Origin of the sequence: Streptomyces hamibioticus (assembly GCF_047946815.1) — a bacterium.
Classification (GTDB): domain Bacteria; phylum Actinomycetota; class Actinomycetes; order Streptomycetales; family Streptomycetaceae; genus Streptomyces.
In genome coordinates this window covers 5,227,999-5,245,015 of sequence record NZ_JBKKQY010000001.1, presented here as the reverse complement: position 1 = coordinate 5,245,015, position 17,017 = coordinate 5,227,999, and the positions used below count along the sequence as shown (strand labels likewise).

Sequence of the window (17,017 nt, the reverse complement as noted above, 5' to 3'; positions counted from 1 at the left end):
TTCGCCCGCAGGCCCGGCCGGCGCCCCTGGAGGGGCGCGGGGCCGTGTCGATGTGCGGCTCCGCCGCCGTGGGCGCGACCAGCCATCGCGGGCCGGCGGACGCCCGACGGCCGCTGGGGCCTGTGCGAAAGTGGTGCCTGCCGCGCGACGCCCGGCACCCGGCCGCCCTCCGGGCGACGACGCCACTTTCGCAGCCGGCCCTAGCTGTGCTGTCCGGAGAACCGGGGCGCCCCCAGTTCGCCGCGCAGCCTCCGCGCGCGAAGCACCAGCTCCAGTTCGAAGCGCCGGTCCGGATCATCGATCTCGTCCCCCCACAGCTCGCGGATCTGCCGCAGCCGGTAGCGGACGGTCTGCGGATGGACGCCGAGCCGCGCGGCCACCTCCGGCGCCCCGCCCCGCGTCTCCAGCCACGCCAGTAACGTTTCCGCCAGCCTGCGCCCGTGCGCCGGACCGCAGTGCGCCAGCGGGGCCAGGCACCGCACGGCCAGGTCGTCGATCAGCTCCTCGGGCTGGAGCAGCACGAGCGCCTCGGTGTGCTCGGTGCAGTGCAGCACCTCCCCGGCGGGCAGCAGCCGCCGTTCCATCAGGCGTACGGCGGCCTCGGCCCAGCGCAGCGACTTCGCCGCGTCGGCGAGCGTGACGGGCGGGCCGATGGCCCCGGCCCAGCCGGTCAGCGCCCGGTGCAGCAGCTCATGGCGGCCGGCGGCGTCCGGTTCGGGCACGACCATGCGGGGCTGCTCGTGCTCCATGTCGAGCAGCACGCCCTGTCCGACGGCGGGCGCGACCGCCTCCCGGGCCGGGCGCAGCAGCACGCCGACGGCGACCTTGCGGGGCAGCGGCCAGCCGATCCGGGCGGCCCGCTCGGCCAGCGCCTCGGCGGCGTCGCCCCGGTGGTGCTCGCTGAACAGCAGCTCCATCAGGCGGCGCTGGAGGCGAAGGCGTTCCCCGGCCTGGCGGGCGGCGGCCTCGGCGTAGCCGCGCACGGACTGGTCGACCAGTCCGTCGAGGTACTCGTAGCCCGCGTCGACCAGCTCGTACATGGCCGGCGGCGGGATCTCGACGCGCTGGCCGATGTCGGCGAAGCGGCGCCAGGCCAGCCGTACGCCCAGGCGGTAGATGGCCTGGAGGGAGTCCAGGGAGCGGCCGTGCAGGCCCTCGCCGCGGCCGAACTCCTGGAAGACGTCCGGCGGGACGGTCGGGCGGCCGTCGGAGTCGGCGGCGTGCTCCAGGTGTGTGACGAACGACTCGATGGCGCGGCGGATGCCGACCAGTGCCATCGGCTCGCCGGAGTCGTCGAGGACGGCGGGCAGGTGGGGGTACTCGCGCTGGATCTCGCGCAGGATCTCCTCGGCCAGCGCGGGCGCCTCGGCCAGGGCGACCGCGGCGAACCGGTGCACCTGGTGGCGGGGCACGTCCTGCCAGGCCGAGCGGGCGGCGACGGTTCCCGGGCGGGCGGGCGGCACGGGATCAGTCCCCCTGACCGGCGTGCTCGTAGGTGATCATGGGGTTGTTGGGCTGGTCGGGCGTGGCCCGGAGCAGCGCGACGACGCCGAGCGCGGAGCCCACGGCGAGGGCGGCGGCGAGCGCGACGGTCAGCATGGCGGCGAGCAGTCTGGACATCGCAGGGTCAGCCTCTCTGTCCGGATCCGTCCGGATTCGGTACGCGGTCGTGCCCCACCCGGGCGTCCCGCCCCTGCCTGTCGGGGTCAGTTTCGACAAGCATTGACACCTCGTCAAGAGGCGCCTACGGTTCCCGGCCCATACCGAACGCGCACGTTCCCGCCACGTTCCTCCACTTCCTGGAGCGCCCGGATGCGCCGTACTGCCTCCCCTTTTTCCCTGATCACGCTTGGTCTCGGCACGTTCCTGCTGGTCCTCGCCCCGCTGCTCGCCTGGTACGTGAAGCCGCGTGCCGCGGTGAACCCGATCGACATCGACACCACCGCCGTCTACACCGGCACCGGCAGCGTCTTCGACCTGGAGCGCGTCGAGACCGTGCCCGGCCAGAGGATCACCGTCACCCAGCGGGTCCGCGGCGACGTGGCCGAGAGCGAGCGCAGCGGCGCGGCGGTCTGGGACGTGATCACCTCGGTCGACACGGACAAGTCGCTGCCCGCCTCCGATCCGCACGACGCGCTGGACTTCACCCCGCACCGCTGGGTCAGTGACCGGGACTCCAACCGGCCGGTGCACTGCTGCGGCGAGAAGCCGTACATCGAGGGCGAGGCGTACCTGAAGTTCCCCTTCGACGTGCAGGAACGTTCCTACCGCTGGTGGGACAACACGCTCGGCTCGACGGTGATCCTGCACTACGAGGGCCGCAAGAAGATCCGCGACTACGAGGGCCTGCGCTTCACCGCCGAGGTGCCGGCCACGAAGACCGGCACCCGGCTGGTCCCGGGCCGCCTGGTGGACGAGCCGGACCGGCCGCAGGTGCTGGCCGAGGAGTGGTACGCCAACCACGGCATCGAGCTGGTCGTCGACCAGGCCACGGGCCGGGTGATCTACGCGCAGACCGGTCCGCGGCAGACCCTGCGCGCCCCGGGCGCCGACGAGGACGCCGCGGTGCTGCTGGACAGCCGGAAGCTGTCCTTCACCGAGGAGACCCAGAAGTTCGCGGTCGACCAGGCGAGGAAGGACAGCGGTCAGCTGCGCCTGGTGGGCGAGACCCTGCCGATCGGGGCCGCCGCGGCCGGACTCGTCCTCGCGGTGACCGGTGGCGTTCTGGTGGCCCGCGGCCGTAATCCCCGCATGGAACCCGGTATGCCGGGATCGCCGGACCCCACCCTCACGCATTGATGTGACATCGGCTCTAACAAAGCCCGAAATTGTCACGCCGGTGAGTAGCCCTGGCGAACGGCTGGGCGAAAACTGTCCAACCCCACCCGAGCACGACCCGTCCACACCCCCCTCCCAGGAACGGCTCAGGAACCCCACAGCACGTCACCGCCGGGGGCCGACCGCCTCGCGCCTCCGCCCCTTTCCCACGCCGATTTCCGCACCCCGAGACGAGTTGGAGCACCGATGCCCCAGCACGTGCCCTCCTCGCTGCGCACCGCGTTCCCCAGCGCACCGCAGCACCCCCCGGCGCTCCCCCCACATCCGCGCCGGATCACCTTCCTCGCCCACCGCGACCTGGGCAACCCGTCGGCCGGCGGCTCCGAGCTGCTGGTCGACCGGCTCGCCGACGGACTGACCCGGCTCGGCCACCAGGTCACCCTGCTGTGCGGCGGCCCGGCGGCCTACCGCGACTACCGCGTGGTGTCGGCGGGCGGTCCTTACGGCCACTATCTGCGCGCCCGCTCGGCCTTCGCCCGCCAGGTCGGCGAGACCGACCTGCTGGTCGAGGTGTGCAACGGCATGCCGTACCTGGCACCGCTGTGGCACCGCGGCCCCACCCTGTGCCTGGTCAACCATGTGCACACCGACCTGTGGCGGATGCGGTTCGGCGGTCCGCTGGCCCCGGCCGCCCGGCTCGGCCGGCGACTGGAGCACTGGGCGCTGACCGGCGCCCGGCAGCGCGGTCTGCTGGTCGCCGTCTCCCCGTCCACCGCCCACGCGCTGCGCGCGATCGGCGTCGAGCGCGACCGCATCCGGGTGGTGCACAACGGCGTCGAGGAACCCGGCCCGCGCGCCGACCGCTCCCCCGAGCCGCTGTTCGTGGCGGTGGGCCGGCTGGTCGAGTACAAGCGGATCGACCTGCTGCTGCGGCTGTGGGAACGGGTCCGCCCGGTCACCGGCGGCCGGCTGCTGATCGTCGGTGACGGCCCCGAGCGGGAGCGGCTGGAGCGGCTGGCCGGTCCCGGCGTGGAGTTCACCGGCCATGTCACCGAGGCGGAGAAGCACCGGCTGCTGTGCGCGGCCTGGCTGCTGCTGCACCCGTCGGCGGTGGAGGGCTGGGGCCTGGTGGTGACCGAGGCGGCGGCCCGTCAGACACCGACGGTCGGCTTCGACGTGCCGGGACTGCGGGACTCCGTGGTGGACGGCGAGACGGGTGTACTCGCGCACGGGGAGTCGTCGTTCGCGGCGGCCTGGTGCACGCTGGCGCTGTCCGCGCACCGCCGGGAGCTGATGGGCAAGGCGGCGCGTGACCGGGCGGCGGGTTACCGCTGGGACCGGACGGTGCGGCAGTTCCGGGCCGTTGCCGCGGAGGCGGTGAAGGGTTGGGCCACGTGACGCCCTTTCGCCGGGTGAGTGAGGCTGTCGCGCGACTGCAGGCCGGGGGTGGCCGGTCGCGCCCGCGCGGCGGAGTGGCACAGGTCACGGTCCCGCGCCCCTTGAGGGAGACCCTGCCGCACCGGCGCTTGAAGGATCCGTCCCTTCGGCGCTCCCTCGCCCTCTTCCGTGCCTTTCTCCACGAGCAGGACGACCCCGAGACCTGCTACACGTTGCTCGCCCGCGACGCCGCCGACCAGCTGGAGGCGTACGACGGCCCGCTGGCCGGGCGCGTCGTCGTCGATGTCGGCGGCGGCAGCGGGCACTTCACCGCGGAGTTCCGGCGCCGCGGGGCGCAGGCCCTGTTGTGCGAACCGGACGTACGGGAGCTGGGCGAGAAGCCGCCCGAGGGCACGGTGGTCGCCGACGGCTACCTGCTGCCGCTGCCCGACGGGGCCGCCGACATCGCCTTCTCCTCCAACGTGCTGGAGCACGTGGCCGATCCGCAGACCTTCCTCAGCGAACTGACCCGGGTGACCCGGCCCGGCGGGCTGATCTACGTCTCCTTCACCAACTGGCTGTCGCCGTGGGGCGGGCACGAGTGGGCCCCGTGGCACTACCTCGGCGCCGAGCGGGCCCGCGCCCGCCACCGGCGGCGCACCGGCCGGGACGCCAAGCACACCCTGGGCGAGAACCTCTTCCCGGTGCACATCGGCACCACGCTGCGGCAGGTGCGCGCCCGCGACGACGTCCGGATCGTCGCCGCCCGCTCCCGCTACTGGCCGTTCCTCGCGGAGGCCGTCGTCAAGGCGCCCGGCGTCCGCGAGTTCGCCACCTGGAACCTCCTCCTCATCCTCCGGCGGTGTCCTTCATGACGACCACGGTCCAGGCTCCTCCTCCGGCAGCCGTCCCCACCCCCGCGGCCCACGCGGGCCCGCCGGACGGCCCGCGTTCGCGGCGCTGGCTGCTGGGGTTCTGGGCCGTGGTGTTCATCCTGTTCCTGGCGGTGCAACCGGGACGGCAGACCTTCGACACCAAGCTCGGCGTCACCGTCGACCCGGGCCGGTTCCTGGCCGGCCTCGGCCAGCTCTGGCACGACCAGAACGGCTTCGGCGGCATCCAGGACCAGTACGTCGGCTACCTCTGGCCGATGCTGCCGTTCTACTGGCTGGCCGACCTGGTCCAGCTGCCGGTGTGGCTGGCGGAGCGGCTGTGGATGTCGCTGATCGTCACCGTCGCCTTCTGGGGCGCGCTGCGGCTGGCCGAACGGCTGGGCGCCGGCAGCGGCGCCTCCCGGCTGCTCGCGGCGACGGCGTACGCGCTGTGGCCGGTGTTCACCGTCGTCGTCGGCTCCACGTCGGCCGCCGCGCTGCCCGGCGCGTTCCTGCCGTGGGTGCTGCTGCCGCTGGCCGACGAGCGGTACACCGCCCGCGTCGCCGCGCTGCGCTCGGCGCTGCTGGTGCCGTTCATGGGCGGGGTGAACGCCGCCTCGACACTGGCCTCCCTGCTGCCGGTCGGGCTGTACCTCCTCTCCCGGCCGCCCGGTCCCCGCAAGTGGCGGCTGATCGCCTGGTGGGCGCCGGCGGTCGTCGTGGTGACGGCGTGGTGGTGGATCCCGCTGCTGCTGCTCGGCGCCTACGGGGAGAACTTCCTGCCCTACATCGAGACCGCCGAGACCACCACGTCCACCATGTCGGCGACGGAGGCACTGCGCGGCGCCGGGAACTGGGTCGCCTATCTGCACTTCGGCGAGGCCTGGCTGCCGGCGGGCTGGACGGTGGCGTCCTCGGTCCTCGTCATCGTCTCTTCGGCGCTGGCGGCCGGGCTGGGCCTGGCCGGGCTGGCCCGGCGGGACATGCCGGAGCGGCGCTGGCTGGTGCTGACCGTGCTGGTGGCGGCGCTGGTGCTGCTCGCCGGGTACGGCGGCGCGGCCGGCGCCCCGTTCCACGGGCTGGTGCAGGACTGGCTGGACGGCTGGCTGTCGCCGTTCCGCAACATCTACAAGTTCCAGACGGGCCCGGCGCTGGCGCTGGTGCTGGGCCTGGCCCACCTGGTGGGCGTGGCCGCCGAGCGGCGCGGGACCCGTCGCCGGGTGCGCGGACGCCCGTTCCTCGCGCTCGCGGCGGCCGTCCTGATCCTGCCCGGACTGCTGTGGCCGTACCTCAACGGCTCGATCCTCAACCCCGGTTCGTTCCAGAAGATCCCCGCCTACTGGCAGGCCACGGCCGACTGGCTGGAGAAGTACTCCCCCGACTCCCGCGCCCTGGTCGTCCCGGCGACGGCCCACGGCATCCACACCTGGGGCTCGACCATCGACCAGCCGCTCGACGTGGTCGCCGGCTCCCGCTGGGCCCAGCGCGACTACGTCCCGTTCGGCACCCCCGGCAACCGGCGCGCGATGGACGCCGTGGAACAGGCCCTGATGACCGGCGGCGCGACACCGGGGCTGGCCGACTACCTGAGCCGGGCCGGGATCCACTACGTCGTGGTCCGCAACGATCTCGACCCGGACCAGATCGGCCATGTGCCGACCGCGACGGTCAAACGGGCCCTGGAGCAGTCCGGGTACGAGCGGGTGACGGGGCTCGGCCCGGTGATGACCGGCGGCGTCATCGCCGACGACGCCCCGCTCCAGGTCGAGGGGCTGTACCCACGGCAGCGGGCGGTGGAGATCTACCGGCCGACGGGCCAGGACGTGCCGCGGCCGGGACAGGCGGGGCTGGCGCCGGTCGCCGCCACGGCCGTCGTCTCCGGCGGTCCGGAGGCGCTGCTGCCGCTGGCGGCCGGACTGCGCGGCCGGCCCACCGTCCTGACCGGGGACCGCCACCCCGGCGTCGGCACCCCGGACGTGCAGGTCACCGGCGACGGGCTGCGCCGCGCCGACACCCGGTTCGGGCTGGTCAACGCCAACACCTCGTACACGTACACCCGCGACGAGCGCAACGCCCCGGACGCCGTGCAGAACCCGGGCGAGGAACCGCACCAGATCCTGCCCACCGAGGGCCTGGACCACCAGACCGTCGCCGAGCTGCGCGGCGCCCGCTCGGTCACCGCCTCCTCCTACGGCAACTGGCTGTTCCACCTGCCGCAGTACGACCCGGTGAACGCCTTCGACGGCAACCCGGACACGGCCTGGACGGAGGGCGTGCCCGGCTCGCCGGACGGGCAGTGGCTGCGCATCGGCTTCAACGGCTCGTACGACATGCCGGACTCCTTCAAGGTGACGCCGCTGCCGCAGGAGGGGGGGCGGGCGGCGGCCACCCGGGTGCGGGTGGAGACCGAGAACGGCTCGCGGACCAGCTTCCTGCGGGCGGACGGCATGACGCAGACCGTCCGGGCACCCGCGGGTCCGACGGACTGGATGAAGCTGACCATCGTCGACTCCACCGCCCGCAAGGAGGGGCTGACCGGCGCCGGCTTCGCCGAGATCGGCCTGCCGGACATCCAGGTCACCCGCCTGCTGCGGCTGCCCACCGACGCGGCCGGCTCCGACGCCGCCGCCGAGATCGTCTCGCTGCACCGCACGGCCGACCCGACCGGCCTGTCCCCGACCGGCACCGAGGCGGGGCTGCACCGCCGCTTCACCACGGCCGCGGCCGGCACCTTCGCGGTGCGGGCGAGCGCGGTGCCGGTGCCGGGCGCGGAACTGGACGAGCTGCTGTACGAGGTGGCGCCCGAGCAGCGGGCGCGGATCACCGCCACCGCCGATTCGACCGCGCGCCTCGGCGCGGGCCTGGCGGCGCGCAACCTCACCGACGGCGATCTGACGACGGCGTGGATCGCGGGCGACCGGCCCACCGTCCATCTGCGCTGGGAGGGCAAGGTGCCGGTGGACCGGCTGGTGCTGGCCGCCGCGGGCGGGCTGTCCACCCGGCCCACGCAGGTGCACATCAGCTCCCCGGACGGCGCGGTGATCGCCGGGGTCGACGAGAACGGCTGGGTCCGCTTCGAGCCGATCACCACCGACCGCCTGGACATCACCGTCACCGAGACGGCCCCGCTGACCCTGCACAACCCGGTCGCCGACGAGAAGCTCCAGCTGCCGGTGGGCCTGACCGAGGCCTACGTCCCGGCGCTGGAGCAGCTGCGCACCCCGCAGCCGGACGCCGCCCGGGAGTTCACGCTGCCGTGCGGCAAGGGCCCGGACGTGGCGCTGGACGGCGAGCTGTACCCGACGTCCGTCAAGGGCAGGGTGGGCGACCTGGTCGAGCGGCGGCCGGTGGAACTGACGCTGTGCCAGGACGGCCGGGAGGGCGCCGAGGTGGAGCTGCCGGCCGGTGAACACCGGCTGGAGGGCGGAGACGCGGGCCCCCTGGCGCTGACCGGCGTGACCCTGACCCGCGGCTCGGTCACCGGCCCGCCGGCCGGGCGGGAGCTGGAGATCCGGGACTGGCTGGGCGACCGCCGCGAGGTGACCGTCGGCTCGGGCGCCGCCTCGTACCTGACCATGTACGAGAACTTCAACGAGGGCTGGAAGGCCACGCTGAACGGCAGGGAACTCACGCCGGTGCGGCTGGACGGCTGGCAGCAGGGCTGGCGCGTCCCGGAGGGCGCGGGCGGCTCGGTGAAGCTGACGTACGGGCCGGCGACGACGTACGACGCCGCGCTGATCGGCTCAGGTGTGGGCATCGCCGCGCTGATCGGCCTGGTGCTGTGGCGGCGGCGCGAGCCCAGCCCGGACGCGCCGCAGCCGGTGCCGCCGGCGCCTGGCCTGTGGCTCGGCACGGTGGCGCTGACGCTGGTCGGCGTGGTGATCGCCGGGTGGCTCGCCCTGCTGATCCCGGCGCTGGCGGTGCTGGCGTGGCGGCGGCACGCACTGCTGGTGCCGGTGGCCTTCGCGGCGCTGGCCGGGGCCGGGATCGCCGCCGCGTTCGGGGCCGGGGAGCCGCCCGGGGCGGGTGCGGGCGCCTTCGGGCACGTCGCCCAGCTGCTGGCGCTGACCGGCCTGTTCGCGGCGCTGGTGAGCTGGCGCCCGCCGGGGCCCGCCACCGACCCGGAGGCACCGACCCGGCCGCTGCCCCGCGTCGGGGGCGACGGCGGAGAGAGGGGCGAGCCGGCATGACGACCGCACCGGTGCGCGTTCCGTTCCCGGTGGTGGACGAGGTGGCCCGGCACTGCCTCCAGGAAGAGGAGCCGGAGACCGTCCACATCGAGGTCCACCTGCCCGGCCGCATCGACGTGGCCCGGCTCCGCAAGGCCGTCGGCGAGGCCCTGCTGCGCCACCCCCGCGTCCTGATGCGGGAGGCGCCCGGGCCCTGGTACCGCCGACGCTACGAGTGGGAGCTGACCGCCGCCCCCGACGTGGACGTGGTGCGGGTGGCGCCGCCGGGGCGCGGTGCGCTGCGGGACGCGCGGACGCGGGCGCTGACCGAGGCGCCCCCGCTGTCGGCGGCGCCGCCGATCCGGCTGGAGATGGTGGAGGAGGGCGACGGCACCGTGCTGCTGCTCGCCATCAACCACACCGCCCTGGACGGCCCGGCCTGCCTGCGGGTGCTGGCCACGGCGGCGGAGCTGTACGGCGGCCGGGACAACTCCCCCGCGGCACCGCCCGTGCGCACCACGGCCGAGGCCCCGCAGGACACCACCGCCCCGTCCCACTGGGCCCGCCCCGCGCGCGTCGCCCCGGGCTCCCCCGAGTCCTCGCCGGGCAACGGCATGCTGGTCGCCGAACTCGCCCTCCCGCACCGGCCCAAGGGCGCCGCCTACACGGTCAACGACCAGCTCATGGTCGCCACGGCGCTCACCGTCGCGCACTGGAACCGGGAGCACGGCGCCCGCCCGCGCCCGCTGCGCATCACCATGCCGGTCGACGACCGCCCCCGGGACGCGGGCATGCCCATCGGCAACGGCACCCGCCTGGTGGAAGTCCCCTTCGCCGCCGAGGAGACGGCCGCCACCGACCTGCCCGCGCTGCTGCGCCGCACGGCCGCCCGCACCCGCGCCCTCAAGGCGCTCCCGCGCCCGCAGCTCGGCCACGGCGCCGCCCTGCTGACCTCCCCGTGGGCCCCGGTCACCGCCCGCGCCGCCCTCACCCGCGCCCTGCGCCGGGCCGCCGCACCCTGGACGTCGACGACCCTGCTCAGCAACATCGGCCGGATCCCCTACCCGCTGGACTTCGGCGAGGAGGCCGGCCGGGCGCACGCGGTGTGGTTCTCCGCCCCGGCCCGGATGCCCCGCGGCCTCACCTTCACCACCGCCTCCACCGCGGGCCGCCTCCACCTCGTCCTGCGCTGGTCGCGCACCCTGCTCGGGCACGGCGACGGCGCCCGTCTGAGGGACCTGTTCGAGCACCACCTGCACGCCACGGAGGTGACCTCGTGACCTCGGCCCCCGCCCGCCCCCCTCAGCTGCGCGACTTCTACGAGAACCCGGCCGTCCCCGTGGCCTCCGGCACGCCCCGCAGCGTCCGCCAGGCGCGCATGCTGGCCCGGGCGCTGGCGGGCGAGGAGCGTCCGCAGACCGTCCTGGACATCGGCTGCGGCGACGGCACCGCCGCCGCGACCGCCGCCCCGTACCTCTCCGGGCACCGGATCGTCGGCGTCGACTGGTCCCAGGACGCCCTGCGCCGCGCCCGCCCCCGGCTGCCGTACGCGGTGCGTGGCGAACTCACCGGCGGCGGCCTGCCGTTCGGGACCGGCACCGCCGACGCGGTGCTGTTCAGCGAGGTCGTCGAGCACCTGGTGGACCCGGACGCCGCCCTGGACGAGATCCGCCGGGTGCTGCGGCCCGGCGGCCATCTGATGCTGTCCACCCCGAACCTGGCCGCCTGGTACAACCGGGCGCTGCTGCTGGCCGGGGTCCAGCCGGTGTTCTCCGAGGTGAGCCTGCGCGCGATCCACGGCCGCCCCGGCTCGGAGGTGGTCGGCCACCTGCGGCTGTACACCGCCCGCGCGCTGCGGGAGTTCGTGGCGGCGGCCGGCTTCGACGTCGTACGCCTGGCCGGGGCCCCGTTCCACGGCGTGCCGCGCCCGCTGCGTCCGCTGGACCGGCTGGCCTGTGCCCGGCCGGCGCTGGCGTCGATCCTGTTGCTGCACGCGCGCCGGACGTAAGGGGGACGTTTCGGATGTGGTGGGGAGTGGCCGCGGCCTTGCTGGCGAACGTGCTGTACAGCACCGGGTTCGTCCTGGAGAAGCGGGCGCTGGCCGCCCTGCCGGAGGTGAGCGTGCGCCGGCCCGTCCGGCTGCTGCGGCTGGTGCTGGGCAGCCCGCTGTGGATCGGCGGCTCGCTGGCGCTGGCCTCCGGGTTCGCCGCGCAGCTGGTCGTCTACCGCACCCTGCCGATCGCCGCCGCGCAGGGCCTGTTCGTCTCCGGCCTGGTGCTGTTGGTGCTGCTGTCGGCCCGGGTGCTGGGCGAGCGGACCAGCGGCCGGGAGCGGTACGCGCTGGCCGCGATCCTCGCGGCGCTGCTGATGGTGGTGCTGTCGCTGCGCGAGGGCTCCGAGACGGTGAGCCGGTCGGCGCCGTACGCGCTGGTGCTGCTGGTGTGCGTGCCCTCGCTGGCGGCCGGGGTGTGGCTGTACCGGTCGGCCGAGCGCCGCGCCGGCCGCCGGCACCGGCCGCCGTCGACCGGCGTCGAGTACGGGGTGGCGGTCGGCCTGCTCTACGGCGTCAGCTCGCTCGCGATCAAGGGCGTCTCGGGCTACCTGTCTGCCGACGGGCCGGGCGGTGCCCTGCTGGACGTGCTCGGCTCCCCCTACCCGTACCTGCTGCTGTTCACCGGCGCGTTCGGCCTGGTCATGTCGCAGGCCGCGCTGCAACGCTGCCGGGCCTCCCTCATCGTGCCGGTGTGCACGACGGTGACCTGCCTGTACACGGCGGTGCTCGGCACGCTCTCGTTCGGCGAGGCGCTGCCCGAGGACCCGGCCCGGCTGGCACTGCGCGTCACGGGCACGGTGCTCGCCCTGGCGGTGCTGCTGAGCATGCCCAAGCACGACGCCGCCCCCCGACCCCCCATCGGCGCCAAGGAGCTGACCCCGCCATGAAACCCGACGACCCGCTGCTGAAGATCCTCGCCTGCCCGCTCGACAAGGGCCCGCTGCACCTGCTCGCACCGGAGCCCGGCTCCGGCGAAGAGGAGTCGCTGTACAACCCCCGGCTGCACCGCCGCTATCCGATCGTCGACGGCATCCCGCAGCTGCTGCCGTCCTCCGGGGAGCAGGTGCCGGAGGACCGGCACGAGGAACTGCTGAAGCGGATGACGCCGTGACGGGCACCGCGCCGCGCACCCTGGCCGCCCGGCTGGCGCCGCTGCTGCCCCGGCGCCTGGTGGCGGCGACGGCGCGAGCGGTCTACCCGCGCTTCGAACCGGAGCTGGCGCGGCTGGCGGAGATGTGCCCGCCCGGCTGCGGCACGGCCGTCGACATCGGCGGCTGGTACGGCCCGTGGACCCACCGGCTGGCCCGCCGCGCCCGCGAGGTGGTCACCGTGGAGCCGGTCCCCCACCTGGCCCGGCTGCTGGCCTCCGGCGCCCCGGCGAACGTGCGCGTGGTCCGGGCCGCCGCGTCCGACCGCCCCGGCATCGCCCGGCTGTGGCTGCCGCCGGACGACCCCGGCGACCGGGGCGTCTCGTCCCTGGTCCGCCGCGACATCCACGCCCGCGCCCTGGACGTGCCGTGCGTCACCCTGGACGACCTGGGCCTGACGGACGTCGGCTTCATCAAGGTCGACGTGGACGGCAGCGAGGCGGCGGTGCTGCGCGGGGCGACGGGACTGCTGGCGCGCGACCGCCCGGCACTCTTCATCGAACTGGAGTCCCGCATCCAGCCGATCGCGCCGGTGGTGACGTACCTGTCCACGCTGGGCTACGAGGGCTGGGTGCTGCCCGGCGCCGGCTGGGTGCCGCTGGCCTCCTTCCCCCTGGAGTCCCACCAGGCCGCCGCGTCGTGGGTGGTCGAGCGCGGTCTGCTCCCCCGCGTCCTGCCCTTCCGCTCGGGCCCCCGCTACGTCAACTCGGTGCTGTTCCTGCCGGACGGCCGCCGCCCGGGAGCGCGCCCGGTGGGCGACGATGGCACCCATGCCGCCCGAGAAACGCCCCGCTAGCCCCTTCACCCGGCTCGACTTCCAGCTCGTACTCCTGCGCCGGATGACCGACCACAACCCGGGCCTGGTGGAGGACGCCCGGCGCGAACTGGGCGCGTCGATCGCACAGATGCGGGAGGCGAACAGGCGCTGGCAGGCGATGATCCGCTCACCACGCGCCCGCTCGGCCGCCTCGCGCTACCGCTCGGTCCTGGGCGAGCCGGAGTCGACGGCCCCGCGCCGGATCGGCGACCTGGAGTGCGAGGCCCGCCGCTGGCCCCTGCCCCTGTGGCCCGGCCTCCGCTTCGAGGTCGTGGTCGCGGCGAACGGCGCGGTCCTCACCGAGTGGCTGGTCCGCGCGCCGGGCGCCGAGGGCCCCCGGCTGCACACGCTGTCCGACCTCACCCCCTGGTCCTGCACGATCGACGAGGCCGCCCGCGCCTTCTCCCCGGCCCGCCCCCTCCAGGGATCGGCCCCGACCCGCTGGGGACTGGCCTTCACGGCGCCGGACGCGGAAGGGATGCGGCGGGAGGTGGTCGCGGAGTTCACGTGGGGGCTGTTGCAGCGGACGGCGGTGGGCGCCGAGGCGAGCGGTGGCGTGGGCCGGGACGACTGAAACAGAACGACGCCGGCGGCCCCGACAACGTCGGCTGCGTGGTGGCGGACGTGGTGGAGGCGGCGGCCTGACGCGGCGGCCGGGCCGGGCAGGGTGACGGGGATCAACCTCCTCCCGCTGCGGCTCGCCCGGGTTCCCGGGGTAGGAACCGGCAGAGTTGTCCCGTACCAGTACGCACGAGCGACGAGGAGTCCCTGTGCCCTCCCTCTTTCCCGCCCTGACGGGCGACCCGGGCGAGCAGGCAGCACTGCGGTTCGGCGACCGGTCCCTGACCTACGCGGAACTGGCCGCCGCGGCCGGCGCCACGGCCGGGAGGCTCCGGGGCGCCGGGCGGGTGGCCGTCTGGGCGACGCCGACGCCGGAGACCGCGGTAGCCGTCGTGGCGGCGCTGCTCGCCGGTGTCGCCGCCGTGCCGCTCAACCCCAGGTCCGGGGAGAAGGAGCTGCGGCACATCCTGTCCGACAGCGCACCGTCGCTCGTCCTCACCGCGCCGGACGCCGAACCGCCCGCGCCGCTCGACGGCCTGCCGCGGCTCGACGTCGACGTGCGCGCCACCGGCCCCGTACCCGACGACCAGTCCCTGGACGAGGCCGCGCCCGCGCTGGTCGTCTACACCTCCGGCACCACCGGCCCGCCCAAGGGCGCCGTCATCCCCCGGCGGGCCGTCGCCGCGACGCTGGACGCGCTCGCCGACGCCTGGCGGTGGACCGGCGACGACGTGCTGGTGCACGGGCTGCCGCTGTTCCACGTGCACGGGCTGGTGCTCGGCATCCTGGGGCCGCTGCGGCGCGGCGGATCCGTCCGGCACCTCGGCCGGTTCGGCACCGACGGCGTCGCCCGCGAGCTGAACTCCGGCGCCACCATGCTGTTCGGCGTCCCGACGATGTACCACCGCATCGCCGAGGCCCTCCCGGAGGAGCCGGAGCTGGTCAAGGCGCTGGCCGGGGCCCGGCTGCTGGTGTCCGGGTCCGCCGCGCTGCCCGTGCACGACCACGAGCGGATCGCCGCGGCGACCGGCCGGCGGGTCATCGAGCGGTACGGGATGACCGAGACGCTGATGCTGTGTTCGTCCCGGTGGACACCCCCGGACCACCGGCCCGGCGTCCGCGCCGACGGCGAGCCCCGCGCGGGGACCGTGGGCGTGCCGCTGCCGGGGGTCGAGCTGCGGCTGGTCGCGGAGGACGGCACGCCGATCGACGGGCACGACGGGGAGACCGTCGGCGAGATCCAGGTCCGCGGCGCCACCCTGTTCACCGAGTACCTCAACCGCCCCGACGCCACCGCCGCCGCCTTCACCGCCGACGGCTTCTTCCGCACCGGCGACATGGCGGTGCGCGACCCCGACGGCCACGTCCGCATCGTCGGCCGCAAGGCCACCGACCTGATCAAGAGCGGCGGGTACAAGATCGGCGCCGGGGAGATCGAGAACGTTCTGCTGGAGCATCCGGGGGTGCGGGAGGCCGCCGTGACCGGTGAACCGGACGCCGACCTCGGCGAGCGGATCGTGGCGTGGATCGTGCCCGCCGACCCGCAGTCGCCGCCCGCCCCCGACGAGCTGGCCGACCACGTCGCAAGCCGCCTCGCGCCGCACAAGCGGCCCCGCGTCGTCCGCCACCTCGACGCCCTCCCGCGCAACGACATGGGGAAGATCATGAAGCGGGCGCTGACCCATGACTGACCCGGCGCACCCGGCCGGCCCGGCAGACCGGCTCTCCGCCCGCCGGGTCCTCGCCCTCGTCACCGACGACTTCACCGAACTGACGTACCCGCAGCGGCAGTCCCCGCCCGACGGCCCGCTCGGCTGGAACGGCTACGACGCCGCCCGCGCCCGCGCCGCCGAGCGCACCGGCGAGTCGGAGTCCGTCGTCTGCGGCACCGGCACCGTGGACGGCACCCGGGCGGTGCTGATCGCGTTCGAGTTCGCCTTCCTCGGCGGCTCGCTCGGGCAGCGCACCGGGGACCGGCTGGAGGCGGCGTACGAGCACGCCCGCGCCCACCGGCTGCCGGTGGTGCCGCTCGTCGCCACCGGCGGCAGCCGGATGCAGGAGGGCATGTTCGCGCTGACCCAGTTGCAGCGGGTGGCCCGGCAGTCGGTGCTGACGCGTCAGGCGGGCCTGGCGCAGATCGCCGTCCTGCGGGACCCGGCCACCGGCGGCGGCTGGGCCACCCTCGGTGCGGGGGCCGACGTGGTGCTCGCGCTGCCCGGCGCCCAGGTCGGCTTCGCCGGCTCGCGGGTCCGGCCGCCGGACGCGGACCCGGCGGCGTACACGGCCGAGGCGCAGGTCGCGGCGGGCTCGGCGGACGCCGTCGTACCGCCCGGGGAGCTGCGCGGCACGCTGGGCCGGTGGCTGCGGCTGCTGACCGCGCCGTCAGGCGCTCCGGCGCCGGTGCCGGAGCCGCTCGGCGCGGCACGGCCGCCCGCCACGGGCTGGGAGGCGGTGCGGCGCGCCCGGGCGCCCGAGCGCCCCCGCGCCCGGGCGTACCTGGACGCCTACTTCACCGACCGGGTGGCCCTGTCCGGCGACCGGTGCGGCGGCCGGGACCCCGGAGGCATGCTGTGCGGGTTCGGCGAGCACGCCGGGCGGACGATCGCGTACGCCGCCCAGACCGGGGCCCCGACCCGCCCCGCCGGATACCGCACCGCCGCCCGGCTGATCCGGCTCGCGGACCGGCTCGGCATCCCGGTGCTGACGCTGGTCGACACCCCGGGCGCCGCCAACGACGCGGCGGCGGAAGGACAGGGGGCGGGGCCCGCGATCGCCGAGCTGTTCGGTGCCGTCGCCGAGGCGCGGACGCCGGTCACCACGCTGGTGATCGGCGAGGGCGGCTCGGGGGGCGCGCTGGCACTGGCCGCGCCCGGCAGCACCTGGGCCACGCCGGACAGCTACTTCTCCGTCATCGCACCCGAACTCGCCGCGGCGATCCTGAAGCGCCCGGCGTCGGAGGCGGAGGCGACGGCGGGCCAGCTCCGGCTCGCACCGCAGGACTTGGCGGAGCTGGGCGTGATCCGGATCCGAACAGGGGATCAGTTGTTCCCTGGAACAGGTGATCGTCGCTCATAAGCGCGCCTGTGACCCGTGAGACCAACGAGACTTACGGTGTGCGAGCAACGGGCTGCAGACCGTAGTTGACGCACAGGTCCCACAACACAGGCAACACTGCAAGGAGCAGCACGATCATGAACCTTCTCACCGACATCCTCGCCGGTCTCGTCCACTTCGTCGGCTGG

At 75.2% G+C, this 17,017-nt stretch carries 14 protein-coding genes; 12 read left to right on the top strand and 2 right to left on the bottom strand.

What is annotated here, in order from left to right; all coding sequences use genetic code 11:
• Nucleotides 1-200: 200 nt before the first annotated feature.
• Nucleotides 201-1,463, bottom strand: a complete 1,263-nt coding sequence (locus ACLGIH_RS23685) for a PucR-like N-terminal domain-containing protein (RefSeq protein ID WP_416527279.1) — start codon at nucleotides 1,461-1,463, stop codon at nucleotides 201-203.
• Nucleotides 1,464-1,467: 4 nt separating this feature from the next.
• Nucleotides 1,468-1,620: a hypothetical protein gene (locus tag ACLGIH_RS23680; protein WP_416527278.1), complete on the bottom strand. Its 153-nt coding sequence runs from the start codon at nucleotides 1,618-1,620 to the stop codon at nucleotides 1,468-1,470.
• 192 nt (nucleotides 1,621-1,812) lie between these two features.
• Between ACLGIH_RS23680 and pgfA the strand changes: the two genes are divergently transcribed.
• From pgfA to ACLGIH_RS23620, 12 genes are all read left to right on the top strand, one after another.
• Entirely contained in the window at nucleotides 1,813-2,799 is a 987-nt protein-coding gene (gene pgfA, locus ACLGIH_RS23675) for a cell envelope lipid trafficking protein PgfA (protein ID WP_416527277.1), read from the top strand.
• A gap of 225 nt (nucleotides 2,800-3,024) precedes the next feature.
• Nucleotides 3,025-4,176: a glycosyltransferase family 4 protein gene (locus ACLGIH_RS23670; protein WP_416527276.1), complete on the top strand. Its 1,152-nt coding sequence runs from the start codon at nucleotides 3,025-3,027 to the stop codon at nucleotides 4,174-4,176.
• Nucleotides 4,177-4,304: 128 nt separating this feature from the next.
• Nucleotides 4,305-5,030 (top strand): class I SAM-dependent methyltransferase, encoded by a 726-nt coding sequence (locus tag ACLGIH_RS23665; protein ID WP_416527275.1) that lies wholly within the window; start codon nucleotides 4,305-4,307, stop codon nucleotides 5,028-5,030.
• A complete protein-coding gene (locus tag ACLGIH_RS23660; RefSeq protein WP_416527274.1) occupies nucleotides 5,027-9,217 on the top strand; it encodes an alpha-(1->3)-arabinofuranosyltransferase domain-containing protein in 4,191 nt (1,396 codons plus the stop codon). The genes ACLGIH_RS23665 and ACLGIH_RS23660 overlap by 4 nt, the downstream gene beginning before the upstream one ends.
• Nucleotides 9,214-10,476 (top strand): condensation protein, encoded by a 1,263-nt coding sequence (locus tag ACLGIH_RS23655; protein WP_416527273.1) that lies wholly within the window; start codon nucleotides 9,214-9,216, stop codon nucleotides 10,474-10,476. Before ACLGIH_RS23660 ends, ACLGIH_RS23655 begins: the two co-directional genes overlap by 4 nt.
• Nucleotides 10,473-11,204: a class I SAM-dependent methyltransferase gene (locus ACLGIH_RS23650; protein ID WP_416527272.1), complete on the top strand. Its 732-nt coding sequence runs from the start codon at nucleotides 10,473-10,475 to the stop codon at nucleotides 11,202-11,204. Before ACLGIH_RS23655 ends, ACLGIH_RS23650 begins: the two co-directional genes overlap by 4 nt.
• Before the next feature lie 26 nt (nucleotides 11,205-11,230).
• The gene (locus ACLGIH_RS23645) at nucleotides 11,231-12,136 is read left to right on the top strand and encodes a hypothetical protein (protein WP_416527271.1); all 906 of its coding nucleotides are present in this window, start codon (nucleotides 11,231-11,233) and stop codon (nucleotides 12,134-12,136) included.
• Nucleotides 12,133-12,360, top strand: a complete 228-nt coding sequence (locus ACLGIH_RS23640) for a Trm112 family protein (protein ID WP_416527270.1) — start codon at nucleotides 12,133-12,135, stop codon at nucleotides 12,358-12,360. The genes ACLGIH_RS23645 and ACLGIH_RS23640 overlap by 4 nt, the downstream gene beginning before the upstream one ends.
• On the top strand, nucleotides 12,357-13,193 hold the full coding sequence (locus tag ACLGIH_RS23635) for an FkbM family methyltransferase (protein ID WP_416527269.1): 837 nt from the start codon (nucleotides 12,357-12,359) through the stop codon (nucleotides 13,191-13,193). The genes ACLGIH_RS23640 and ACLGIH_RS23635 overlap by 4 nt, the downstream gene beginning before the upstream one ends.
• Nucleotides 13,168-13,788, top strand: a complete 621-nt coding sequence (locus tag ACLGIH_RS23630) for a hypothetical protein (RefSeq protein WP_416527268.1) — start codon at nucleotides 13,168-13,170, stop codon at nucleotides 13,786-13,788. The genes ACLGIH_RS23635 and ACLGIH_RS23630 overlap by 26 nt, the downstream gene beginning before the upstream one ends.
• A 196-nt stretch (nucleotides 13,789-13,984) precedes the next feature.
• Nucleotides 13,985-15,466, top strand: a complete 1,482-nt coding sequence (locus ACLGIH_RS23625; protein WP_416527267.1) for an acyl-CoA synthetase — start codon at nucleotides 13,985-13,987, stop codon at nucleotides 15,464-15,466.
• Complete coding sequence (locus ACLGIH_RS23620; protein ID WP_416527266.1) at nucleotides 15,459-16,850, top strand: carboxyl transferase domain-containing protein; 1,392 nt, start codon at nucleotides 15,459-15,461, stop codon at nucleotides 16,848-16,850. The genes ACLGIH_RS23625 and ACLGIH_RS23620 overlap by 8 nt, the downstream gene beginning before the upstream one ends.
• The last annotated feature ends 167 nt before the right edge of the window (nucleotides 16,851-17,017 follow it).